Below are 24,702 nucleotides of genomic sequence, written 5' to 3'. Positions count from 1 at the left end.
CAACACCTCCGACGTGCGAAAGGAGCCCGGGACGTCCGCCGACGGCCCGGGCTCCTCGCGTTCACCCCTTGACGTTCCGGCGGGCGGCGCCGACCAGGAACACCACCGCGAGCAGCACCGCGGACAGCGCCCCGAACGGCAGCGGGCCGGGACCGGCCGGGCTGCCGCCGACCCGTACGGCGCCCATGAAGTCGACGGCGGCCACGTTGTTCACGAGCAGCCACCACAGCGGCAGGTAGAGCGCCTGGAAGAGCCGGTGGCCGCGGCTCACCACGCCGAGCGCCATGGCCAGCGAGGGGACGAACAGCGCGCCGCCGAGCCAGCAGGCCGCCCCCGCGGCGTCGCCCGCCGCCAGCATGCGGATCAGCGGGGCGGCGCCCAGCACCGCGGTGAGCGCCACCCCGGACGTCCATTCGGCGAGCTGTCGGCGCCGGGCCGACGGGTAGGCGCCGAGCAGCACCTCCAGGCCGTTCTCGACCTGCTGGCTGCCCAGCCGGGACCAGATCAGCACCGGCCACAGCCACAGCACGGGCAGCAGCAGCCCGGTGACGACGTTCACCGGCAGCGCGAACCCGGCCACCGTCAGCCCGGCGGCGACCAGCCACCACCAGCGGGAGACGCCCTGCACCAGGATGCGGACCTCGCCGGCCAGCAGCCGTCCGAACGCCCCGGCCCGCTGTGGCTCGGTCCGCGGCAACGGGCCCGGCGCGGTCGCCCGGTGCGCTGCCACGGGCTCCGGCAGCTCGGCGTCCGAAGCCGGGGCCGGGGCGGCCTCCGCGGCCCCCCGCGCGGGGTCGAACCGGCCGAACCACAGGGCCGGCAGCAGCGCCACCGCGAACGCCGCCAGGACCAGCGCCAGCCGCCCGAGCAGGAAGCCGGCGGACGGCTCGTAGCCCGTCCAGAGGAAGGTGCCCAGCGGCTTGTCGACCTTGGTCAGCCCGAGGCTGAACCCGGCGTCACCGGGCACCTGCTGCTGGGCCTCCAGCGCCGCGCCCATCGACTGCGCGACCTGGTGCACGCCGAGGCCGTCCAGCGGCGCGGAGGCCGACTGCCCGCCGATGGTGACGACCATCGCCAGGACGAACCAGACCGCGTTCCCGAAGCCGCCCCGCAGCAGCGGCACCGTCTCGAACAGCAGCGCCGCCGCCGCGGTGGCCGCCACCACCGGCAGCGAGAGCAGCAGGAACGGCTCCAGCAGGGCGACCGGGTCGACGGCGCGGTCCTCGCCGCGGGCGAGCTGCATCAGCAGCGCGGTGCCGGCCAGCACCCCGACCATCGAGGCCAGCACCAGCAGGTTGCTCAGGAACTTGGCCAGCAGGTACCGGGAGGTGCGCAGCGGGGTGGCGGCCAGGATCTGCCCGACGCCGGTCGTGGCGTCCCGGGCGATGCCGCTGCGCACCACGTAGAAGCCGCCGAAGGTGAGCCAGAGCGCGCCGGCCAGCGCGGTGACCGCTCCGACGTAGGCGCTGTTGTAGAGGCCCCGGTGGCCGGCCACGTCCATGATCGTCCAGTGGCCGCCGGCGTTCGGCACGGCCAGGTAGCCGAGGCCGACCGCGGCGAGCAGCGTCACCGCGTACACCGGTCGGCGCAGCCGGTCGCGGAAGTCGCCGAGCACCAGCCGCCCGGTCACCGCCGCGCCGCCCGCTGCTCGGACGGCGGCGAGACCCGGGCCGGCTCTCCCGGGAGGTGGATGACGCCCAGGTAGGCGTCCTCCAGGTCGGGCGGGACCCGGACGGCGTCCGGGGTCGGCGGGACGGGGGCGAGCAGGCGCAGCCGCACCCCGTCCGCGGTCCGCACCATCCGGCTGACCACGTGCCGGGCCTGTACGGCCGGCACCTCGGCGGGGTGGACCATGACCTCCCAGACCTGCCCGTCGATCTCCCGGACCAGTTCGTCGGGGGCACCCCGGCGCAGCAGCCGGCCCTGGGCGACCACGGCGATGTCGGAGGCGACCGACTCGACATCGGAGACGATGTGGGTGGAGAGCATCACGACCCGGTCCGCCGCGAGTTCGCTCAGCAGGTTGCGCAAGCGCACCCGCTCCTCCGGGTCCAGGCCGGCCGTCGGCTCGTCGACCACGATCACCTTGGGGTCGGCCAGCAGGGCCTGGGCGATGCCGACCCGGCGGAGCATGCCGCCGGAGTAGGTGCCGAGCGGGCGCTTGACCGCCTCGGTCAGGTTGACCAGCTGGATCAGCTCCTCGATCCGGGCCCGGGCGGAGCGGGCGCCGATCCCCTTGGCGGCCGCCAGGTAGGACAGGAACTCCCGCGAGGTCAGGTTCGGGTAGACCCCGAAGTCCTGGGGCAGGTAGCCGAGTTCCCGGCGCAGGGCGTCCGGCGAGGCCACCGCGTCGGCGCCCAGGTAGCGGACCCGGCCGCCGGTGGGCTTGGTGACCGTGGACACGATCCGCATCAGCGAGGACTTGCCCGCGCCGTTCGGCCCGAGCAGGCCGAGCATCCCCGGGCCGAGGTGCATCGTGATGCCGTCGACGGCCCGTTTGCCGCCCTTGTAGACCTTGGTGATGTCGATCAGTTCGAGCATGTCTCTCCGTCTCCCCGGAAGCGGGCCGCGGTCTCCCCGAAGCGGGCCGCGCCGCTCAGCCCTTGAGGTCCGTCTGGCGTCCGTCGCGCAGCACCGCGACGCCCGTCGGCACCTCGATCCGGTACTTCGTGTCGCAGTTGGCGAAGCCGTTGCACCCCGCCTTGAGTTCCAGCACCCCGCCGTCGAGCGTCCAGGACTCCTTGGCGTCGCCGAGCTTGCCGCTGGTGTCGAACCAGCGGGTGACCTTGACGTCCTGGCGGTCCGTCGCGACGAGGTCGGCGGGGGCGCCGTGCGACCTGACGTCCAGGCTCGTGCCGGTGAACGCGAAGGTCTTCTCCTCGGGCTTGGCGTCGTTGGCGTCGGCGCAGCCCGCGAGCGGGACGAGGGCGGCCGCCACGAGGGCGATCAGGGCGGGTGCGGACTTCGGGCGGCGCTTCACCATGGCCTCCTGGCAGCGTGGGGCGGGGCGGCGCGCCGGCTCGGACGCGCCGCTGGGGCACGTCCAAAGCCTTCCGGATCCACGGCCGTCTGCCATCTGCCGTTCGGCAGATATGCCGGAGGGAGGAAACGGTTCGTCAGTCACCCCTCCTGACCGGAGGGGGAGTTTCAGCCGCCGGAGACGGGGGACGGCGAGGCGACGGTGAGCCGGCGCAGGTTCCGGCTGAGCAGCGCCGCGCCGGTGGCCAGCACCACCAGGGCGGCGGCCCCCAGCAGCGTCCGCGGCACGCCGATCCGCTGGGCCACCGGGCCGGCGGCCATCTCGCCGAGGGGCAGGGCGACGAACGAGCCGAGCGCGTCGTAGGAGTACACCCGGGCGAGCCGGTCGGCCGGGCGGCCTGTGGGGCGCGGTCCTGGCCGCGCAGACAGCGGCAGGAAGGTCCGACCGGCCGGGGAGGGTCTCATCCGGCTGCCCCGACTGCCTTGTGTGTCACGGCCGTCAACGCTCGAACGTCAGGACGCATGGGCCGCACGATACCGGCGCCCGCGCGAGGGGACGACGGAATATAGACCGCTGATAGGTGACCGATAGTGACGGGCCTCACGCTCGGTCCTGGCAGGTCCGACGCCGTACCCGTACGGCGGGAGAGCGCGCCGCCTGCCTCCCGAGGCTTCGCCGACCGGCCGAGCCCGACCGTCCGGATCTCTGAGTGAGGACCACCGGAGAAACAGAGGAGTATGGCCGTGCCGACCCCCGTGGAACGGACTGCCCGTCACGCCCCGCCGACACCGAGCCGGAAGCCGCTGATCGAGCGGGTGACCGGCTGGTCGGCCGAGAACAGAAAGACCGCCCTGATCGGGTGGATCGTCTGCGTCGTGCTGGCGCTCGCGGCCGGTTCGGCGGTGGGCGGAGGCGAGAGCCCGAAGGCCTACGACCCGGGCGAGTCCGGCCACGCCCAGCGCATGATCGACCAGGCGGGGCCGAACTCCCGGCCGCCGGCCGAGAGCGTGCTGATCCAGGCCGGGCCGGGCGCACCGGTGTTCGCCGACAACCCCGCGATGCGCAAGGCCGCCGGCGAGGTCGCCGACGCGCTGCGCGCGCTGCCCGCCGACACCCTCACCGAGCTGCGCGAGCCGACCGGGGAGGCCGGCCGCAACCAGGTCTCGCCGGACGGCCGTTCCGTGCTGGTCAGCTTCTCGCTCGCGGGCCCCGGCTACGGCTGGGACAACGCGGACGCCAATGTCGCGCTGACCCAGGCCGCGGTGGCGAAGGTCGCCGCCGGGCACCCCGATCTGAAGATCGTCGAAGCCGGGAACGCCAGCGTCAACCAGGCCGTGTCCAAGGCCACCGCGAAGGACTTCGCCAAGGCCGAGCAGACCTCGGTGCCGCTCACCCTGCTGGTGCTGCTGGTCGTCTTCGGCGCCCTCGTCGCGGCCGGCATCCCGGTGCTGCTGTCGATCACCGCGGTGGCCGCGGCGCTCGGCCTGATGCACCTGGCGGGCCGCTGGGTGCCGGTCAACAACTCGGCCGCCTCGGTGGTGCTGCTGATCGGCATGGCCGTCGGCGTCGACTACTCGCTGTTCTACCTGCGCCGGGTCCGCGAGGAGCGGCTCGCCGGCCGCGAGCACGCCGAGGCGCTGCGGATCACCGCCGCCACCTCGGGCCGCGCGGTGGCCGTCTCCGGCCTGACCGTGATGGTCTCGATGGCGGGCCTGCTGTGCACCGGGATCGACACCTTCACCGGGATGACGCTCGGCACCATCATCGTGGTGCTGCTGGCCGTGGTCGGCTCGCTCACCGCGCTGCCCGCGCTGCTGTCGATGCTCGGCCACCGGATGGACGCGGGCCGGCTGCCCTGGCTGGGCCGCCGCCGCGCCGCCGCCCGGGACTCCCGGATGTGGCGCGCGCTGGTCGGCCAGGTCGTCCGGCGTCCGCTGGTGTGGGGCGGCTCGGTGCTGGCCCTGCTGCTGGTGGCGGCGCTGCCGGCGCTGGACATGCGGCTGGCCGACCCCAGCCTCCAGGACGAACTGCCGCGCAGCGTCCCGGAGATCGCCAACATGGTGGCCATCCAGGACGCCTTCCCCGGCAGCCCGGCGCCCGCCATCGTGGTGGCCCGCGGCGCGGTCGTGCACGGCGGCGAGTTCGACCAGGCGATCACCGCGCTGCACCGGCAGGTGGCCGACAGCAACGGCGCGCTGCACGAGCCGGTCGCGGTCGTCCCGGTCGGCGAGGCGGCCAACAACACCGTGGTGGTGTACGTCCCGCTGGCCGGCAACACCAGTGACGCCCCGGCCGCCGCCGCGCTGAAGACGCTGCGGGAGAAGGCCCTGCCGGAGAGCCTCGGCAGGGTGGACGGCCTGGAGTACGCGGTGACGGGCGAGACCGCCATCTCGGACTTCGCCGACGCCGTGCGCGACAGCACCCCGTGGGTCTTCACCTTCGTCCTCGGCTTCGCCTTCCTGCTGCTGGTCGCCGCCTTCCGCTCGCTGGCCGTGCCGCTGGTGTCGATCGCGCTCAACCTGGTCTCGATCGGCGCAGCGTACGGCGTGATCACCTTCATCTTCCAGGAGGGGCACGGGAGTTCACTGGTCGGCTTCCACCCCTACGGCGGGGTGATCAGCTGGCTGCCGCTCTTCATGTTCGTGATCCTGTTCGGCCTGTCGATGGACTACCACGTGTTCATCCTGAGCCGGATCCGCGAACTGCACGTCCGCGGCAAGGACGGCCGCACGGCGGTGACCAAGGGCATCAGCGGCAGCGCCGGTGTCGTCACCAGCGCGGCGGTCGTGATGGTCGCGGTCTTCTCGGTCTTCGCCACGCTGTCGATGGCCGACTACAAGATGCTCGGCGTCGGCATGGCGGTGGCCGTGCTGATCGACGCCACGCTCGTCCGCGGGGTGCTGCTGCCGGCGGCGCTGGCCCTGCTCGGGGAGCGCTCCTGGACGCTGCCGGGCTGGCTGGCCTGGGTGCCGAGCCTCTCCGTGGAGGGCGAGGTCGAGGACGCGGTCGAGCCCGAGGCCGTCGTACCGGCCCCGCAGCCGCCCGTACGGGAGCCCGTCCGGGTCTGATCGAACCCCGGTGTCCCGGCGCGCGGCAGGACAGGCCGCGCGCCGGGCCGTTCCACACCCTGCCGACCGTCCAAGGAGCCCGTCATGGCCGTACGCCACCTCATCTCCCTCGAAGACCTCACCGACGCCGAGCTGCGGTCCGTGGTGGCCCGGGGCGCCGAGTTCTCCGCCGGAACCGCCGGAACCGGAACCGTCGGAGCGGGAACCGGCGGCGCCGACCGCCCGCTCGCCGGAGCGATCACCGGCATCTACTTCCGCAAGACCTCCACCAGAACCAGAACGGCCTTCTCCTCGGGCGCACTCCGGCTCGGCGGGCAGATCATCGGCTACGGACCGGACGACCTCCAGCTGAACACCGGCGAGACCACCGAGGACACCGGCCAGGTGTTCTCCCGGATGCTGGACATCCTGGTCGCCCGGACGGCCGGCGAGACCGCCGAACTGCGCGGCTGGGCCGACCAGGAGCGGATGTCCGTCGTCAACGCGATGAGCGCGGACGAGCACCCCACCCAGGGCCTGACCGACCTCACCACGCTGCTGCGCCACTTCGGCCGGATCGACGGCCTGCGGGTGCTCTACGTCGGCGAGGGCAACAACACCGCGGCCGCCCTCGCCCTCGGCCTGACGCGCTACCAGGGCGTCGAGTTGGAGCTGCGCACCCCGCCCGGCTTCGGCCTCGCCGCGGACATCCTCGACAAGGCGCGGGCCCGCGCCGCGCTGAGCGGCTCCCGGCTGACCGAGCGGCACGACATGGACGACATCCCGGCCGACCAGGACGCGATCTACACCTCGCGCTGGCAGACCACCGGCACCTCCAAGGCCGACCCGCTGTGGCGCGAGAAGTTCGCGCCGTTCCAGGTCACCGCCGCACTCTGGGAGTCCAGCCCGAAGGCCGCCTTCCTGCACGACCTGCCCGCCCACCGGGGCGAGGAGGTCACCGCCGAGGTGCTCGACGGGCCCGCCAGCATCGCCTTCGACCAGGCGGCCAACAAGATGTACAGCGCCATGGCCGTGCTGGAGTGGTGCCACCGGGGCAAGCGCGAGGCCGGGACGCGATGAGCCTGCTGGAGGCCGAGGCGCCCGAGGAGGCCGCCGGGCCCGCCGCCGAACCGCTGCGCCGCAACCGGGACTTCCTGCTGCTGTGGATCGGCGCCGGCGTCTCGATGCTCGGCCTGCGGGCGGGCACCGTCGCCTACCCGCTGCTGGTGGTGTGGCAGGGCGGCTCGCCGGTCGACGCCGGCCTGGTGGGCTTCGCCGCCGTACTGCCGCAACTGCTGGTGCAGTTGCCCGCCGGGGTCGCGGTGGACCGCTGGGACCGGCGCCGGGTGATGATCGCCTGCGACCTCGCCGGGGTGCTGGCCATGGGCGCCGTCGCCGCGATGGTGCTGGCCGGCGGGCTCTGGCTGCCGCTGCTGATGGCCGCGGCGTTCGTCGAGGGCAGCGCGGCCCTGATGTACCGGCTGGCCGAGCGCGCCGCGGTGCGCAATCTCGTCCGGCCCGAGCAGCTTTCGGCCGCGCTCGGGCAGAACGAGGCCCGCGGCCAGGCCGCCGGGCTGCTCGGCGGCCCGGCCGGCAGCGGGTTGTTCACCCTGGGCGGGTGGCTGCCGTTCGGCTTCACCGCGCTGGCCCACCTGGTGGCGCTGGGCACCCTGCTGTTCATCCGCGAGGACCTCCAGGAGGCCCGGGAGGCGGCGCCCCGCCGACTGCGGACGGAGGTCGCCGAGGGGCTGGGCTGGGTCTGGGAGCAGCGGTTCATGCGGGCCGCGGTGGTCCTGATCGCCGGCAGCAACCTGCTCTTCCAGGTGCTGTCGCTCGCCCTGGTGCTGATCGTCCGGGAGCACGGCGGCTCACCGGCGACGATCGGGCTGATCGGCATGGTCGCCGGGATCGGCGGGGTGGCCGGGGCGCTCGGCGGCCCCTGGTTCATGAAGCGGCTGCCGATGTCGGCGATCGTCTGCGGCACGCTGACCGCCTGGACGCTGCTGGTGCTGCCGGTCGCGTTCACCACGAACCCCGTGCTGCTCGGGGCGCTGTGGGCCGGGATGAGCTTCGCCGGGGCGCTGGTGAACGTCGTCGCCGGAGTCCACCAGGTGAGGGTCACCCCCGACGCCCTTCAGGGCCGGGTGACCAGCGTGTTCGCGCTGGCGGGCTCCGGGATGAACTCGGCCGGGGCGCTGGCCGGCGGCTTCCTGCTGGCCGCCTGGGGCACCGGGCACACCGTCGTGGGCGTGGCCGCCGCGATGGCCGTGATGGCCGTCTGCGCGCTGCTCAGCCCGGCGATCCGGACCAGCGGCCTGGTCGCTACGGCGGAGGAGCGGGCGCCGGAGGAGCAGGCACCGGAAGAGCGGGTGCCGGAAGAGCGGGTGCCGGAAGAGCAGGCACCGGAAGAGCGGGCGCCGGAAGGCGCCGCGTAGACCACCACCGCACCGCCGGAAGGGGCGCGGGGAGCCACTGGCTCCCCGCGCCCCTTTGCGTGTCCGGGCGACTGTGTCCGAACGACTACGGATCCGACCACCAGTCCGCGCAGAGCCCGCGTATAGCCGCCGCCCCGAGGCTGGTCCACAACGTCACCCCCTGTCCCGTGAGGCCGAGGAGATTTCCATGTCCACTGCGACGAACGACACCGCCCCTTCCTTCCTGGTGGTGCTCAACGACGAGGAGCAGTACTCGATCTGGGCCGCCGACCGCGAGCTGCCCGCCGGCTGGCGCGCCGAGGGCTTCGCCGGCAGCCGCGAGGACGCCCTGGCCCACATCGGCCGGGTGTGGACCGACATGCGCCCGCTGAGCCTGCGTCAGCGCATGGAGCACACCGCGGCCTGAGCGCCGCAGGCCCGCCCCTGACCCGCCCCTCGGCAGCTGCCGACCGTATGAGGAGTACCTATGATTCCCGAGTCGTGGTCGAACGGCTCAACCGGCGAGTTCACCCCCGTCCACGAGCTCGTCGCCCGACAGGCGGCGCGCACGCCGGACCGGGTCGCCGTGGTCGACGGGCGGGTCGAGCTCAGCTACGCCCAGCTCGACGAGCGGGCCAACCGGCTCGCCCACTTCCTGCGGGGCCAGGGCGTCGGCCCGGACCGCGTGGTCGGCGTCTGCCTGCGGCGCGGCGCCGACCTGGTGGTCGCGCTGCTCGCGGTCTGGCGGGCCGGCGGCGCGTACGTCCCGCTGGACCCGGACCAGCCGGCCGCCCGGCTCGACTGGACGGTCCGGGACACCCGCCCCGCCCTGGTGCTGGCCGAGGAGGACGCCGTCGGCCTGTTCGCCGAGGCCGCCGTCCGCGTCCTGACGCCCGCCGAACTGCGCACCGCCACCGAGGAGTTCCCGCGCACCGCGCCGGTGACGGGCGTCGCCCCGGCCGACGCCGCGTACATCGTCCACACCTCCGGCTCGACCGGCACCCCGAAGGGCGTCGTCGTCACCCAGGGCGGGATCGGCAACCGGATCGACTGGCTGCTGCGCGGCCCCGGCCTCGGCGCCGACGACCGGGTGCTCCAGAAGACCGCGCTGACCTTCGACGCCCACTGCTGGGAGGTCTTCGCCCCGCTGATCCGCGGCGCCGCCGTGGTGCTCGCGCCGGTCGGCGCCGAGCGCGACCCGGCCGCCCTGCTGCGCGCCACCGCCGAGCACGGCGTGACCGTCCTCCAGGTCGTCCCGTCCGTGCTGCGGCTGCTCGTCGAAGAGCCGGGCTGGGCGGGCTGCGGCTCGCTGCGGCTGCTCTTCTCGGCGGGCGAGGCGCTGCACGCCGAACTCGTCCACAAGCTGCTGGGGCACGTCGACGTCGAGGTGTGGAACACCTACGGTCCGACCGAGTGCTCCATCGACGTCACCGCGCACCGCTTCGACCGCGCCCAGCTGACCGGCCCGGTGCCGATCGGCCGCCCGCTGGAGAACATGCGGGTGCTGGTCGCCCTCGCCAACGGCCGGCCCGCGCCGGTCGGCGTGCCCGGCGAGCTGTGCGCCGGCGGCATCGGGGTGGCCCGCGGCTACCTGGGCCGCCCCGACCTGACCGCCGAGCGATTCGTGCCGGACCCGTACGCCAAGGACGGCTCGCGCCTCTACCGCACCGGCGACCGGGTGCGCTGGCGCAAGGACGGCGTGCTGGAGTACCTGGGCCGCGCCGACGACCAGGCCAAGGTCAACGGCGTCCGGATCGAGCCGGGCGAGGTGGAGACCGCGCTGGCCGCCCACCCGGGCGTGGTCGGCGCCGTCGTCACCACCTTCACCGCCGCCGACGGCGGACTGCGGCTGGCCGCGTACGTCCGCACCCGTGACGCCTCCGTGGTCGGCGAGCTGCGCGGCTTCCTGGCCGAGCGGCTGCCGCAGACCCACCTGCCGGCGGCCTTCGTCGAGGTCGAGGAGTTCCCGCTGAACTCCAGCGGCAAGGTGGACCGCCGGGCCCTGCCCGCGCCGGTCGCGGACACCGACCGGGCCTCCCACCGCGCCCCGGCCACCGAGACCGAGCGGCGGATCGCCGAGGCCTGGCAGGAGCTGCTGAAGGTCGAACGGGTCGGGCTCGACGACGACTTCTTCCGCCTCGGCGGCACCTCGCTCCAGCTCACCCGGCTCGCCAACCGGCTCTCCCAGGTCTTCGGCCGGGAGGTCAAGCTGCGGGCGCTGCTGGCCGCCGCCACCGTCGAGGCGATGGCCCGGCTGTTCGCTCCCGCCGAAGACGCCTCCGCGCGGACCGCGGCGATCGTCCCGGTCCCCCGCGAGGGCGGCCTGCCGCTCTCCTTCGGCCAGCACCGGCTCTGGTTCATGGACCGGATGAACCCGGGCAGCGCCGAGTGGGTGGCCGGGATGTTCCTGCGGCTGCCCGCCGACACCCGCGCCGAGCAGGTCCGCCGCGCCGTCGACGCCCTGGTCGCCCGGCACGAGGCGCTGCGCACCCGCTACGCCGTGGTGGACGGCGAGTCGCTCCAGTTCGTCCAGGACCCCTTCGCCGTGGACATCCGCGAACTCGACGTGGACCGCGCCGAGTTCACCGCCGTACTCACCGAGGAGTTCGGCCGGGGCTTCGACCTGGAGCACGGCCCGCTGCTGCGCGGCCTGCTGGCCCGGCTGCCCGGCGAGGAGCAGGCGCTCGTCCTGACCATGCACCACATCGCCACCGACGGCTGGTCCTCCGCCGTGATGGAACGCGAGCTCAAGGAGCTGCTCGCCGCCGAGACCGGGCAGCGCCCGGCCGAGCTTGCGGCCCTGCCCGTCCAGTACGCCGACTACGCGGTGTGGCAGCGCGAGCAGTTCACCGACGAGGTCCTCCGGGCCGAACTCGACCACTGGCGCGGCGCCCTGGACGGCCTCACCCCGGTCGGCCTGCCGACCGACCGGCCGCGCGCCGCCGTCCGGGACGGCCGGGGCTCGGTGGTGTTCTTCACCGTCCCCGCCGAGGTGACCGAGAAGCTGACCGCGATCGGCCGCGACCACGGCGCGACCCCGTTCGCCACCCTGCTCACCGGCTTCGGCGCCCTGCTCGCCCGGCACGCCGGCCAGTGGGACCTGCCGATCGGCACCCCCGTGGCCGGCCGGGACCGGGCCGAGCTGGAGAACGTCGTCGGCTTCTTCCTCAACAGCCTGGTGCTGCGCTGCGCCCTGGCCCCCGACCTGGGCTTCGGCGAGGCCCTGGAGCGCGTCCGCGCGGTCTGCCAGGACGCCTTCGCCCACCAGGACCTCCCGTTCGAGCGGCTGGTCGAGGAGCTGGCGCCGGTCCGCGACCTCTCCCGCACCCCGCTCTACCAGGTCGCCTTCGACCTGCACGACGAGGAGTTCAACGGCGCCACCGAGACCGCCGAGGACCAGGACGCCCTGGCCGCCCTCTGGGGCCTCGCCCACACCGACCTGACCCTCTACATGCGCCGCGGCAGCGACGGCACCATGTCCGGCCAACTCGAATACGCCACCGCGCTGTTCGACGCCGCCACCGTCCAGGCGCTGGCCGACCGCTTCGTGCGGCTGCTCACCGCCGTGGCCGCCGACCCGGCCACCGCGCTCGGCGAGCTCGACCTGCTGCCCGCCGAGGAGCGCGCCACCCTGCTCCGGGACTGGGCGGTCGGTAAGGCCCAGCCGGTCGAACTGACCACCCTGGAGCTCTTCGAGCGGCAGGCCGCGCTCACCCCCGACGCCGTCGCCGTCACCGAGTCCGGCCGCACCACCGGCTACGCCGAACTGGACGCCGGCGCCAACCGCCTGGCCCACCACCTGCGGTCGCTCGGCGTCACCGAGGAGTCGAAGGTCGGCGTGCTGCTGGACCGCGGCGCGGACCTGCTCACCGCCATGCTCGCCGCCTGGAAGGCCGGCGCCGCGTACGTCCCGATGGACCCGAGCTGGCCGGCCGGCCGGGTCGCGACCATGGCCGCCGACGCCCAGGCCCCGGTGGTGCTCACCCAGGCCTCGTACGCCGACCGCTTCGCGGCCGACTACCGGGGCCGAACGGTCGCGGTGGACACCCTCGCCGAGACGCTCGCCCCGCTGCCCGCCACCGCGCCGCAGCTGCGCCCCGACCTGGACCGGCTGGCGTACGTGATCTACACCTCCGGCTCGACCGGCAAGCCCAAGGGCGTCGCCGTGCCGCACCGGGGCCTCGCGGGCCACCTCCGGTGGGCCGTCGACGAGCTGGCCTCGAAGGGCACTGGTGGCGCAGCGGTGTTCTCCTCCGTCGCCTTCGACCTGGTGGTGCCGAACCTGTGGGCCCCGCTGCTGTGCGGGCAGGCCGTCACCATGCTGCCGCAGCGGCTGGACCTCTCCGAGCTCGGCGAACACCTCGTCGGGGCAGGCCCGTTCAGCTTCCTCAAGCTCACCCCCGGCCACCTGGAAGTGCTCTCCCGCCAGATCACCCCCGAGCAGTCCGCCGCGCTCGCCGGGGTCGTGGTGGTGGCCGGCGAGGCACTCTCCGGCACGCTGGCCGGCGCCTGGGCCGACCGGCTCGGCGAGGGCCGCCTGATCAACGAGTACGGGCCCACCGAGACCTCCGTCGGCGCCTGCACCCACCCGGTGCCGGCCGGCGGCACCCCGGGCACCGTCCCGATCGGCCGCCCGCTGCCCGGCCTGACCATGTACGTCCTGGACCGGGAGCTGCGCCCGCTGCCGATCGGCGCGATCGGCGAGCTGTACGTCGGCGGCACCGGTGTCGCCCGCGGCTACGCCGACCGGCCGGAGCTGACCGCCGAGCGCTTCCTGCCCGACCCGTACGGCGCCCCCGGCGCCCGGCTCTACCGCACCGGCGACCTGGTCCGCTGGCTGCCCGAGGAGGCCGTGGAGTTCCTGGGCCGGGTCGACAACCAGGTGAAGATCCGCGGCTACCGGATCGAGCCGGGCGAGGCCCGCGCCGCGCTGCTGCGCCACCCCGGCGTGGCCGAGGCCGTGGTCGTCGCCCTCGTCGGCGAGACCGGGGGCGGGCAGCCGGAGGCCCGGCTCGCCGCCTACTACGTGGCCACGGACGGCGCCGCGCCGAGCGCCGCGGAGCTGGGCGCGCACTGCGCCGAGTACCTGCCGGCATACCTGGTGCCGACCAGCTACACCCCGCTGGAGGCCCTGCCGCTGAACGCCAACGGCAAGGTCGACCGGACCGCCCTGCCCGCCCCCGAGGAGGTACGGGAGCAGGAGGCGGTCGCCCCGCGCACCGTCGTCGAGGAGCGGATCGCCGAGATCTGGCAGGAGCTGCTCGGCACCACCGTCGGAGTGCACGACAACTTCTTCCACTCCGGCGGCAACTCGATCCTGGCGATCACCCTGATCGCCGAACTCCAGGCCGAGTTCGAGATCCGGATGCCCGTCCGGGCCGTCTTCGAGGGCCCCACCGTCGCGGAGATGGCCGCCGCCGTCGAGGCCGAGATCACCGCAGAGATCGACCAGCTGACCGACTCCGAGCTGATGGAGGAGCAGAAGGCATGACTTCCGCCGAGACCGAGAAGAACGCCGCGGCCGCCCGCCGTGAGGAGCTCCTCCGCAGCCGGCTGGCCGGGCGCCGAGGCGCCCGCCGGGCCGTCGGCATCACCCGCGCCGACCGGGAGCAGCCGCTGCGGCTGTCCGCCGGGCAGCAGCAGATGTGGTTCCTGAACCGGCTGGACCCGGAGAGCGCCGAGTACCTGGTGCCGCTGGTGCTCCGGCTGCGCGGGACGCTCGACGCCGCCGCCCTGGAGACCGCCTGGAACCGGATCGTGGCCCGCCACGAGATCCTGCGCACCCGCTACACCCTGCTGGGCGTCGAGCCGGTCCAGCTGGTGGACGAGGCCGCCGCCGTCGCGCTGCCGCTGACCGACCTCTCCGGGGAGCCGCGTCGGGCCCGCGAGGAGGTCGAGCGGGCGGTGCGCCGCGGCTTCGACCTGGCCGCCGAGTGGCCCGCCCGGGCCGGCCTGTTCCGGCTGGCCGAGGACGACCACGTGCTGGCCGTGGTGTTCCACCACATCGCCTGCGATGCCTGGTCGGTGAACCTCTTCGCCGCCGAGCTGGGCGCCTCCTACACGGCGGCGCTCCAGGGCGCCGACACCGGGCTGCCGGAACTGGACGTCCAGTACGCCGACTTCGCCGCCTGGCAGCGGGAGCAGCTGGACGGCCCCGCCATGCGGAAGCAACTGACCTACTGGCGCGAACAGTTGGCGGACAGCGAGGCCACCGAGCTGCCCACCGACCGGCCCCGACCGGAGGTCCGGAGCACGGCCGGCGCCGACGTGCCGCTCGCCTTCTCCGCCGAACTAGCCGGAAAGGTCCGCACCTTGGCCGAGGCGCACGGCACCACGCCGTTCGCCGTGCTGCTCACCGCCTTCCAGGTGCTGGTCTCCCGCTACACCGGCCGCACCGACGTCAACGTCGGCACCGTGGTCTCCGGGCGCACCCGCCCGGAGCTCCAGCGGCTCATCGGCTACGGCATCAACACCCTGGTGATGCGCGCCCGTTGGGCGGACGACCCGGGCTTCGGCGAGCTGCTCGACCGGGCCCGCGCCACCGTGCTGGACGCCTTCGACCACCAGGAGGTGCCGTTCGCCCGGCTGGTCGACGAGCTCCAGCCGGAGCGCGACACCTCCCGCACCCCGCTGCACCAAGTCGCGCTGACCTGGCACGAGGAGCGCGACGGCCTGCTCGCCCTGCCCGGACTCGCCGTCGAGCCCTTCGAGTTCGCCGACGTGACCGCCAAGTACGACCTGCTGCTCCAGGTCGAGGAGCGCAAGGACGGCGGCCTCGGCGGCCGGCTCCAGTACGCCACCGCGCTGTTCGACGCCGCCACCGCCGAGCGGATGGCCGGCCACCTGGCCGCCCTGCTCGACGCGGCCACCGCCGCCCCCGCCACGCCGGTCTCCCGGCTGGCGCTGCTCGGCGCCGAGGAGCGCGCGGTACTGACCGGCGCGCTGGACGGGCACCTCCCGTCCGAGCCCGTCCGCACCACCCTGCACCGGCGGTTCGAGGAGTGGGCCGCCCGTACGCCCGACGCCGTCGCGGTCGTCGCCGACGGCCGCGAGCTGACCTTCGCCGAGGTCAACGAGCGGGCCAACCGCCTGGCCCACCACCTGCGTTCGCTGGGCGTCGGCCCGGAGGACCTGGTCGGCGTCTGCCTGGAGCGCGGCGCCGAGCTGGTGCCGACCCTGCTCGGCGTCCTCAAGTCCGGCGCCGGCTACCTGCCGATGGACCCGGCCAACCCGGCCGAGCGGCTGGGCTACATCCTCGCCGACTCCGGCGCGAAGGTCGCCGTCGTGCACCAGGCCACCCGCGGGCTGCTCGCCCCGGTCTTCACCGGCGAACTCGTCGACGCCGAGGTGGCGGACGGCCCGACCACCGACCCCGAGCCGCTCTCCGGCCCGGAGAACACCGTCTACGTCATCTACACCTCGGGCTCCACCGGCAAGCCCAAGGGCTGCGTGCTCACCCACGCCAACGTGCTGCGCCTGTTCGACACCACCCGGCCGCAGTTCGGCTTCGGGCCGGACGACGTCTGGACGATGTTCCACTCCTACGCCTTCGACTTCTCGGTGTGGGAGATCTGGGGCGCCGTGCTGCACGGCGGTCGGGTCGTCATCGTGCCGAGCCTCACCGCGCGGGACCCGGAGCTCTTCCTGGACCTGCTGGCCGAGCGGCGCGTCACCGTGCTCAACCAGACCCCGTCCGCGTTCGCCCAGCTGATCCGGACCGAGGGCCGCCGCACCGTACCGGCCGAACTCGCCCTGCGCACCGTGGTGTTCGGCGGCGAGGCGCTGGACTTCGCGGCGCTGCGCGAGTGGGTCGAGCGCCGCGGGCTCGGCGCCCCCGAGCTGGTCAACATGTACGGCATCACCGAGACCACCGTGCACACCACCCACCACCGGGTCGGTGCCGCGGACCTCGCCTCCGGGGCCGGCAACGCGATCGGCCACCCGCTGGCCGACCTCGGCATCCGGCTGCTCGACGGCAACGGCGAACTGGCGCCGATCGGCGTCCCCGGCGAGATCCACGTCGCCGGCCCGGGTGTGGCCCGCGGCTACCTGGGCCGCCCGGAGCTGACCGCCGAGCGCTTCGTGCCGGACCCGTGGGGCCCGGCAGGCTCGCGCCTCTACCGCTCCGGCGACCTCGCCCGCCGCCGCCCGGACGGCAGCCTGGAGTTCCTCGGCCGGATCGACACCCAGGTGAAGATCCGCGGCTACCGCATCGAACTCGGCGAGATCGCCAAGGTGCTCCAGGAGCACCCGGGCGTCAAGGACGGCGTCGTGGTGGCCCGCGAGGACGTGCCCGGGGACAAGCGCCTGGTCGCCTACCTCGTCCCCGCCGGGGCCGACCTGCCCGCCGCCGCCGACCTGGCCGGGCACTGCTCGGCCGCGCTGCCCGGCTACATGGTGCCCACCGCCTTCGTCGCCCTGGAGCGCATCCCGCTCACCGTCAACGGCAAGCTCGACCAGCGCGCCCTGCCCGCCCCCGACCAGGGCGCGCTCGGCACCGCGGCGGCCTACGTCGCCCCGCGCACGCCGGTCGAGGAGCAGGTCGCCGCGGTCTGGTCCGAGGTGCTCGGGGTCGAGCGGGTCGGCGTCGAAGACGGCTTCTTCGAGCTCGGCGGCGACTCCATCCGCGCCGTCGCGCTGGTCGGCGCGCTGCGCGAGAGCGGCTTCGACCTCGCCGTCCGGGACGTCTTCGAGCACCGTACGGTGGCCCGGCTCGCCGAGCTGATCACCGGCCGCCCGGCCGCGACGGCCGACGACCGCACGGTGGAGCCGTTCGCGCTGATCTCCGACGAGGACCGGGCGCTGCTGCCCGAGGGCGTCACCGACGCCTACCCGCTCTCCCAGGTGCAGCTCGGCATGGTGGTCGAGATGCTCGCCGACGAGGGCCTGAACAACTACCACAACGTCAGCGCCGGCCGGATCAAGGACGACCGGCCCTTCGACCACCCGGCGTTCGAGGCGGCCGTCCGCTTCGTCACCGAGCGGCACGAGATGCTGCGCACCTCGATCCACCTGAACGGCTTCTCCCGCCCGATGCAGCTGGTGCACGCCACCGCCGCCACCGCCTCCGGGACGACCGACCTGCGCGGCCTGGACGCCGAGGAGGCGACCGGCCGGATCCGCGCCTTCACCGCCGCCGAGCGGGCCGACCTGTTCGACCTCACCGTCCCGTCGCTGATGCGCTACCACGCGCTGGTCACCGACGACGGCTGGTGGATCGCCGTCACCGAGTGCCACCCGGTCATGGAGGGATGGAGCCAGCACTCCCTGCTGATGGAGATCCTGCGGACCTACGTCCGGATCCGCGACGGCCTCGCCCCGGAGAGCCCCGGGATCCCGGACGTCCGCTTCGCCGACTTCATCGCCGGCGAGCTGGAGTCGCTGGAGTCGGTGGCGGACCGCGCCTACTGGCAGGGCGTCGTCCAGGGCCACGCCCGCTACCTGCTGCCGACCGGCTGGGGCGACGCCACCGCCGAGCGCGGCACCGTGAAGGCCGCCGCCGACCTGCGCGACCTCGAACCCGCGCTGCGCGCGCTGGCCACCAAGGCCAAGGCCTCGTTCAAGAGCGTGGTGATCGCCGCCCACCTCAAGGTGCTCAGCCAGCTGACCGAGGAGTCGTCCTTCCACTCCGGCCTGGTCTGCGACGCCCGCCCCGAACGCCTCGGCGCGGACCGGGTGTTGGGCATGTACCTCAACACGCTGCCGATCGTCCACGACCGCTCCGCCCGGACCTGGCGCGAACTGGTCGCCGCGACCTTCGCCCACGAGGTCGGCCTGTGGCCGCACCGCCGCTACCCGTTCCCGGCCATCCAGCGCGAGTGGGGCGGCGCCGAACGGCTGATGGACGTCTACTTCAACTACCAGGACTTCCACCAGATCGACGGCGACCTGCTCGACCAGGAGACCGAGGCGATCGACGACAGCCCGACCGAGTTCCCGCTGACCGTCGCCTCCCGCGCCGGCCACATCATCCTCACCGCCTCGCCGCGCAGCATCAGCCCCGCCAACCTGGAGCGGATGGCCGGGATGTACCGCGCGGTGCTGGAGGCGATGGCGGCCGACCCGGACGGCGACGCCACCGCGATCCACGTCTCCCCCGCCGAACTGGCCTTCCTCACCGACGGCGCCGACCAGCGGGTCACCCCGGTCGAAGCCACCGTGCACCAGCTGTTCGAGCGGCAGGCGGCCCGCACCCCGGACGCCCTCGCCGTCTCGGCCGGCGACGTCCACCTGACCTACGCCGAGGTCAACGAGCGGGCCAACCGCCTCGCCCACCACCTGCGTTCGCACGGCGTGGGCGCGGAGGACCTGGTCGGCATGTGCCTGGAGCGCGGCGCCGACCTGCTGCCCACCCTGCTCGGCATCCTCAAGTCCGGTGCCGGCTACCTGCCGCTGGACCCGGCCCACCCGAGCGACCGCCTGGGCTACGCCCTGGAGGACTCCGGCGCCAAGCTGGCGATCGTCTCCCCCGGCACCTCCCCGGTGCTGGCCGACGTCTTCCCCGGCACGGTGGTCGAACTGGCCCGGGACGCCGAGGCGATCGCCGCCCGGCCGGCCACGAACCCGGAGCCGGTCTCCTCCCCCGAGCACGTGATCTACGTGATCTACACCTCGGGCTCCACCGGCAAGCCCAAGGGCTGCGTGCTCACCCACACCAACGTGGTCCGGCTGATGACCACCGCGCACGAGCACTACGGCTTCGACGGCTCGGACGTCTTCTCGATGTCCCACTCGTACGCGTTCGACGTGTCCGTCTTCGAGATGTGGGGCGCCCTGCTGTTCGGCGGCCGGGTGGTCGTCGTCCCGACGGCCGTCACCCGCTCGCCGGAGGACTTCCTCGACCTGCTGGTCACCGAGCGGGTCACCGTCCTCTCCCAGACCCCGACCGCCTTCCGCTCGCTGGTCTCCGCCGCCGTCGAGCGGGACCCGCGCCTGGCCCGGCTCGCGCTGCGCGCCGTGGTCTTCGCCGGCGAGAAGCTCGAAGTGCCCGAACTGCGCCCCTGGGTCGACCTGATGGGCCTCACCGGGCCCGAGCTGATCAACATGTACGGCATCACCGAGACGACCGTGCACTCCACCTTCCACCGGATCGAGGAGGAAGACCTTGACCCGCTTGCGGGCAACCGCGTGGGCGACCCGCTCGGCGATCTTCGGATTCATCTGCTGGACCGGGCCGGGCGGATGGTCCCGGTCGGCGTCCCCGGCGAGATCCACGTCGCGGGGCCCGGCGTCGCCCGCGGCTACCTGGGCCGCCCGGAGCTGACCGCCGAGCGCTTCGTGCCGGACCCGTGGGGCCCGGCAGGCTCGCGCCTCTACCGCTCCGGCGACCTCGCCCGCCGCCGCGCCGACGGCACCCTGGAGTTCCTCGGCCGGATCGACACCCAGGTGAAGATCCGCGGCTACCGCATCGAACTCGGCGAGATCGCCGGCGTGATGCTGGAGCACCCCGGCATCCGGCAGGCCGTGGTCGTCGTCCGGGACGACCGGCTGGTCGGCTACCTGGTGCCCAGCGGCGAGGAGAGCCCCTCGGCCAAGGAGCTGCGGGCGCTGCTCGCCCGCTCGCTGCCCGACTACATGGTCCCGGCCGCGTTCGTCACCCTGGCGGCGATGCCGCTGACCGTCAACGGCAAGTTCGACAAGGCCGCGCTGCCCGCCCCGGACGGCCTGGCCCAGGTCGACGAGGCCGAGTACGTCGCCCCGCGCAGCTCCGTCGAGGAGCAGCTCGCCGCGGTCTGGTCCGAGGTGCTCGGGGCCGAGCGGGTCGGCGTCGAGGACGGCTTCTTCGAGCTCGGCGGCGACTCCATCCGCGCCGTCACCCTGGTCGGCGCGCTGCGCCGGGCCGGGTACGACGTGGCCGTGAAGGACGTCTTCGAGCGGCGCACCGTGGCCGGCCTCGGCGAGCTGATCACCGGCCGCCCGGCCCCCGCCGAGGCGCTCGCCGCGGTCGAGCCGTTCGCGCTGCTCGCCGACGAGGACCTGGCCGCGCTGCCGCAGGGCGTCGAGGACGCCTACCCGGCCACCCAGGTGCAGCTGGGCATGCTGGTCGAGATGCTGGCCGGCGGCGAGGCCAGCTACCACCAGTGCGTCTCGTACCGGATCAACGACGAGCGGCCGTTCGACGAGTCCGCGCTGCGGCTGGCCGTCCGGGAGCTGACCCGCCGGCACGAGACGCTGCGCACCTCCTTCGACCTCACCGGCTTCTCCACCCCGCTCCAGCTGGTCCACCGCGAGGTGGACGTCCCGGTCACCGTGCACGACCTGCGCGAGCTGGACGAGGCCGGCCGCCGGGCCGCGCTGGAGGGCTTCTTCGCCACCGAGCGCGCCGACGTCTTCGACCCGGCCACCCCGCCGCTGCTGCGGGTCGCGGTGCACCTGGACGAGCCGGACGGCTGGCGCCTGGCGTTCACCCAGCCGCACGCGCTGACCCAGGGCTGGAGCCAGTTCGCCCTGCTCACCGAGCTGGTGGAGGTCTACCGGGCGTACCGCGACGGCGGCGCGGCCGGCCCGTACGAGGCCCCGGGCGTGCGCTTCGCCGACTTCGTGGCCGGTGAACTGGCCTCGCTCGCCTCCGCCGAGGACCGCGGCTACTGGCAGGGGATCGTCGGGCGGCACGCCCCGGTCACCGTGCCGGCCGGCTGGGGCGCCGAGGGCGAGGGCCGGCCGCACGTCAGCCAGGTGCCGCTCGGCGACCTGGAGCAGCCGCTGCGGGCCTTCGCGGCGCGGGCGAAGGTGTCGGTGAAGAGCGTCCTGCTCGCCGCCCACCTCAAGGTGATGAGCCAGCTCGGCGAGGACGAGCGCTTCCACACCGGCCTGGTCTGCGACGCCCGGCCGGAGGCGCCCGGCGCCGACCGGGTGCAGGGCATGTACCTCAACACCCTGCCGTTCGCGGCGGACCGCTCCGCCCGTACCTGGCGCGAGCTGGTCGAGCAGGTCTTCGCCCGTGAGGTCGAGCTCTGGTCGCACCGCCGCTACCCGCTCCAGGCGATCCAGCGCGAACTGGCCGGCGGCCGGCGGCAGATCGACGTGATCTTCAACTACCACGACTTCCGCGGCTTCGACAGCGCGGAGATCGACGCCACCGCCGCCATCGGCCAGAGCAGCACCGAGTTCGCGCTCAGCGTCGCCACCGGCGGCGCCGGCCTCAACCTGACCGCCGACACCTCGGTGCTCAGCCCCGCCAACGGCGCCCGGCTGGCCGGGATGTACCGCGCCGTGCTGTCCGCGATGGCGGCCGACCCGGACGGCGACGCCCGCACCACCTACCTCGCCCCGCAGGACGAGGAGCGGCTGGCCGCCTGGACGGCGACCGACCGCGAGCAGGTGTGGCTGATGGCCGAGGCCGAGTTCGAGCGGCACGCCGCGCTCACCCCGCACCGCCCGGCGATCACCGCCGACGGCCAGGTGCTGGACTACGCGGAGGTCAACACGCGGGCCAACCGGCTCGCCCACCACCTGCGCGAGCTGGGCGTCGGCCCGGACACCCTGGTGGGCATCTGCGCCGACCGCTCGCCGTCCACCGTCATCGCGGTGCTCGCGGTGCTCAAGGCCGGCGGCGCCTACCTGCCGCTCGACCCGGACCACCCGGCCGAGCGCCTGGGCTACATGGCCCAGGACGCGGAGATCTCGGTGCTGCTGACCGAGACCCACCGGATGGCGCCGCTGCTCGCCGCCGCCCCCGGCCTGACCGCCCTGCCGGTGCTGCTGGACCGGCCCGAGGAGTGGAGCCACGCGCCGGCCGACGACCCCGCCCCGCTGGCCGGGCCGGACGACCTGGCCTACGTCATCTACACCTCCGGCTCCACCGGCCGCCCCAAGGGCGTCCTGGTGCACCGGCGCGGCATGGCCAACCACCTGCTGGCGAAGATCGAGGACCTCGGTCTCACCGCCGCCGACTCGGTGGTGCAGAACGCCTCGATGGCCTTCGACATCTCGGTCTGGCAGATGCTCTCCACCCTGGTGGTCGGCGGCTCGGTGCGGGTCGTGGACGCCGTGACCTCGGTCGACCCGCTGGCCCTGCTGCCCCGGGTGGCCGAGGAGCGGATCACCGTCCTGGAGGTCGTCCCCTCGCTGCTGCGCGCCGCGATGGACGCCTGGGACTCCGGCGCGCTGACCGCCGAACTCCCGGACCTGCGCTGGATGGTGGTCACCGGAGAGGCGCTGCCGCCGGACCTGTGCCGGCGCTGGTTCCGGCGCTTCCCCGCGGTGCCGATGGTCAACGCCTACGGCCCCACCGAGTGCTCGGACGACGTCACCCACGCCCTGATCGCCGCCGGCGACCCGATCGGCGAGGCCCGGGTGACCATCGGCCGCTCCGTGCGCAACACCCGGCTGCGGGTGCTGGACGCCGCGATGGCGCCGGTGCCGGTCGGAGTGGCGGGCGAGCTGTACGTCGGCGGCGTGGGCGTGGCCCGCGGCTACGGCGGCCGGCCCGAACTGACCGCCGAGCGCTTCCTGCCGGACCCGTGGGGCCCGGCCGGATCGCGGCTGTACCGCACCGGCGACGTGGTCGCCTGGAACGACGAGGGCGGCCTGGAGTTCCTGGGCCGGGTCGACCACCAGGTGAAGATCCGCGGCGTCCGGATCGAACTCGGCGAGATCGAGGCCGCGTTGACCCGACTGCCGTACATCGCCGAGGCCGTCGCGGCGGTCCGCACCGACCCCAACGGCCACCAGCGGCTGGTCGGCTACCTGGTGCCCGTCGGCGGGGAGCCGGCCCGGCCGGACGAGCTGCGCGAGCTGCTGGCGCGGTCGCTGCCGGACACCATGATCCCGCAGGTCTTCATGGAGCTGGACACCATCCCGCTCACCGCCAACGGCAAGGTGGACCGCAAGGTCCTGCCCGAGCCCGAGGCCTGGACGGAGCCCGACCGGGTGTACGTCGAGCCGCGCACCGACACCGAGCGGCGGATCGCCGCGCTCTGGTCGGCGGCGCTGGGCGTCGAGCGGATCGGCACCGAGGACAACTTCTTCCGCCTCGGCGGGGACTCGATCCTGGTCATCCGGGTGATCGCCGCCGCCCGGCAGGCCGACCTGCCGATCAGCCTCTTCATGCTCTACCAGCACGACACCCTGGGGCAGTTGGCGGCCGCGGTCGACCTGGCGACGGGCAGCGCCCCGCGCGCCCTGGACGTCCCGGCGCCGCTCGCCCCGACCGTCGCCCCGGCCGGCCGGCGGGTCTCGCTCGACTCGCTGACGGCCGTCCTGGCGGAGGTCGCCGTGCCCGGCGCGAGCATCGCCGTGGTCGAGGGCGGGGAACTGGTCGCCCTGGAGGCGCTGGGCACCCTGGCCGCCGGGTCGAGCGAGCCGGTGACCCCGGACACGCTCTTCCAGGTCGGCTCCTGGGGCAAGCACGTCACCGCGCTCGGCGTGCTGACGCTGGTCCGGGAGGGCCTGATCGGCCTGGACGAGGACGTCAACCGCTACCTCACCTCCTGGCAGCTGCCCGGCACGGTGAAGGTGACGGTCCGTCAACTGCTCAGCCACACCGCCGGACTGACCGAAACCCCGCGTCGCGGGGTGCGGCGCGGGCAGCCGGTGGCCACCCCGGTGGAGCTGCTGCGCGGCGAGGTCCGGCCGGCCTCCGGCCCGGTCCGGCAGGAGCGGGCGGGCACCTTCCGGCAGTCCAACGCCCACTACACGCTGCTGGAGCAGATGCTCACGGACGTCACCGGCGAGGCCTTCGCCGACCTGATGGACACACTGGTGCTGCGCCCGCTGGGCATGGCGAACAGCAGCTTCGACCAGTCCTTCCCGGAGACCGCCGGCCGGCCCGTCGCCCTCGGGCACGACGAGCGGGGGCAGGGCATCGAGGGCGGCTGGCTGATCCACCCGGAGAAGTCCGCGGCCGGCCTCTGGAGCACCGCGGCCGACCTGGCCAAGTTCGAACTGGAGGTCCGCCGCTGCTACCTGGGCCGCCCGCTCGGCCTGATCGGCCGCGAACTCGCCGAGCAGATGCTGACCCCGCACAGCACCAGCTTCTTCGGCCTCGGCACGATCGTCGACACCAGCGGCCCGGACGTCGAGTTCGGCCACGGCGGCTCGCCGGGCGGCTACCAGGCGGTCTCGATGTTCAAGGTCCACCAGGGCTCCGGCCTGGTCGTCCTCACCAACGGCGAGTCCAGCGCCCAGGTGGTCAAGGCGGCCTCCGCCGCCCTCCAGCCGGGCACGGCGGTCGACGCCCGCTTCGGCGAGTGGCCGGTGGCGCCGTGATCTGACCCTCCCCGCACAGGCCCTGCCTCCGCTCCCGGCGGCGGCAGGGCCT

10 protein-coding genes are annotated in these 24,702 nt (G+C 74.3%); 6 read left to right on the top strand and 4 right to left on the bottom strand.

The features are described from left to right. Positions 1 to 61: 61 nt before the first annotated feature. From QWJ13_RS10535 to QWJ13_RS10520, 4 genes are all read right to left on the bottom strand, one after another. Entirely contained in the window at positions 62 to 1,630 is a 1,569-nt protein-coding gene (locus QWJ13_RS10535; RefSeq protein WP_316522819.1) for an ABC transporter permease, read from the bottom strand. Then, the gene (locus tag QWJ13_RS10530) at positions 1,627 to 2,541 is read right to left on the bottom strand and encodes an ABC transporter ATP-binding protein (RefSeq protein WP_316522818.1); all 915 of its coding nucleotides are present in this window, start codon (positions 2,539 to 2,541) and stop codon (positions 1,627 to 1,629) included. The genes QWJ13_RS10535 and QWJ13_RS10530 overlap by 4 nt, the downstream gene beginning before the upstream one ends. A 55-nt stretch (positions 2,542 to 2,596) precedes the next feature. Next, positions 2,597 to 2,983 carry a hypothetical protein gene (locus QWJ13_RS10525; RefSeq protein WP_316522816.1) on the bottom strand — a complete coding sequence of 129 codons (387 nt, stop codon included), beginning with the start codon at positions 2,981 to 2,983 and terminating at the stop codon, positions 2,597 to 2,599. Between the two features lie 164 nt (positions 2,984 to 3,147). Then, positions 3,148 to 3,351, bottom strand: a complete 204-nt coding sequence (locus tag QWJ13_RS10520) for a hypothetical protein (RefSeq protein ID WP_316522815.1) — start codon at positions 3,349 to 3,351, stop codon at positions 3,148 to 3,150. A gap of 372 nt (positions 3,352 to 3,723) precedes the next feature. Between QWJ13_RS10520 and QWJ13_RS10515 the strand changes: the two genes are divergently transcribed. The 6 genes from QWJ13_RS10515 (at position 3,724) to QWJ13_RS10490 (ending at position 24,650) form a co-directional block, all read left to right on the top strand. After that, complete coding sequence (locus QWJ13_RS10515; RefSeq protein WP_316522814.1) at positions 3,724 to 6,048, top strand: MMPL family transporter; 2,325 nt, start codon at positions 3,724 to 3,726, stop codon at positions 6,046 to 6,048. An 84-nt stretch (positions 6,049 to 6,132) separates the two neighbouring features. Further along, positions 6,133 to 7,107, top strand: a complete 975-nt coding sequence (locus QWJ13_RS10510; protein ID WP_316522812.1) for an ornithine carbamoyltransferase — start codon at positions 6,133 to 6,135, stop codon at positions 7,105 to 7,107. Continuing rightward, complete coding sequence (locus QWJ13_RS10505) at positions 7,104 to 8,462, top strand: MFS transporter (RefSeq protein ID WP_316522810.1); 1,359 nt, start codon at positions 7,104 to 7,106, stop codon at positions 8,460 to 8,462. Before QWJ13_RS10510 ends, QWJ13_RS10505 begins: the two co-directional genes overlap by 4 nt. A gap of 187 nt (positions 8,463 to 8,649) precedes the next feature. Further along, positions 8,650 to 8,868, top strand: coding sequence for an MbtH family protein (locus QWJ13_RS10500; protein WP_316522808.1), 219 nt, complete (start codon positions 8,650 to 8,652; stop codon positions 8,866 to 8,868). A gap of 60 nt (positions 8,869 to 8,928) precedes the next feature. Continuing rightward, positions 8,929 to 13,932, top strand: coding sequence for a non-ribosomal peptide synthetase (locus QWJ13_RS10495; RefSeq protein WP_316522806.1), 5,004 nt, complete (start codon positions 8,929 to 8,931; stop codon positions 13,930 to 13,932). Then, entirely contained in the window at positions 13,929 to 24,650 is a 10,722-nt protein-coding gene (locus QWJ13_RS10490; RefSeq protein ID WP_316522805.1) for a non-ribosomal peptide synthetase, read from the top strand. The genes QWJ13_RS10495 and QWJ13_RS10490 overlap by 4 nt, the downstream gene beginning before the upstream one ends. Positions 24,651 to 24,702 lie beyond the last annotated feature (52 nt).

The sequence above is a fragment of the Kitasatospora brasiliensis genome (genome assembly GCF_032654805.1).
Classification (GTDB): Bacteria; Actinomycetota; Actinomycetes; order Streptomycetales; family Streptomycetaceae; genus Kitasatospora; species Kitasatospora brasiliensis.
Note: the sequence above shows the minus strand (reverse complement) of the source record. Positions and strands in the feature narration are given on the sequence as shown.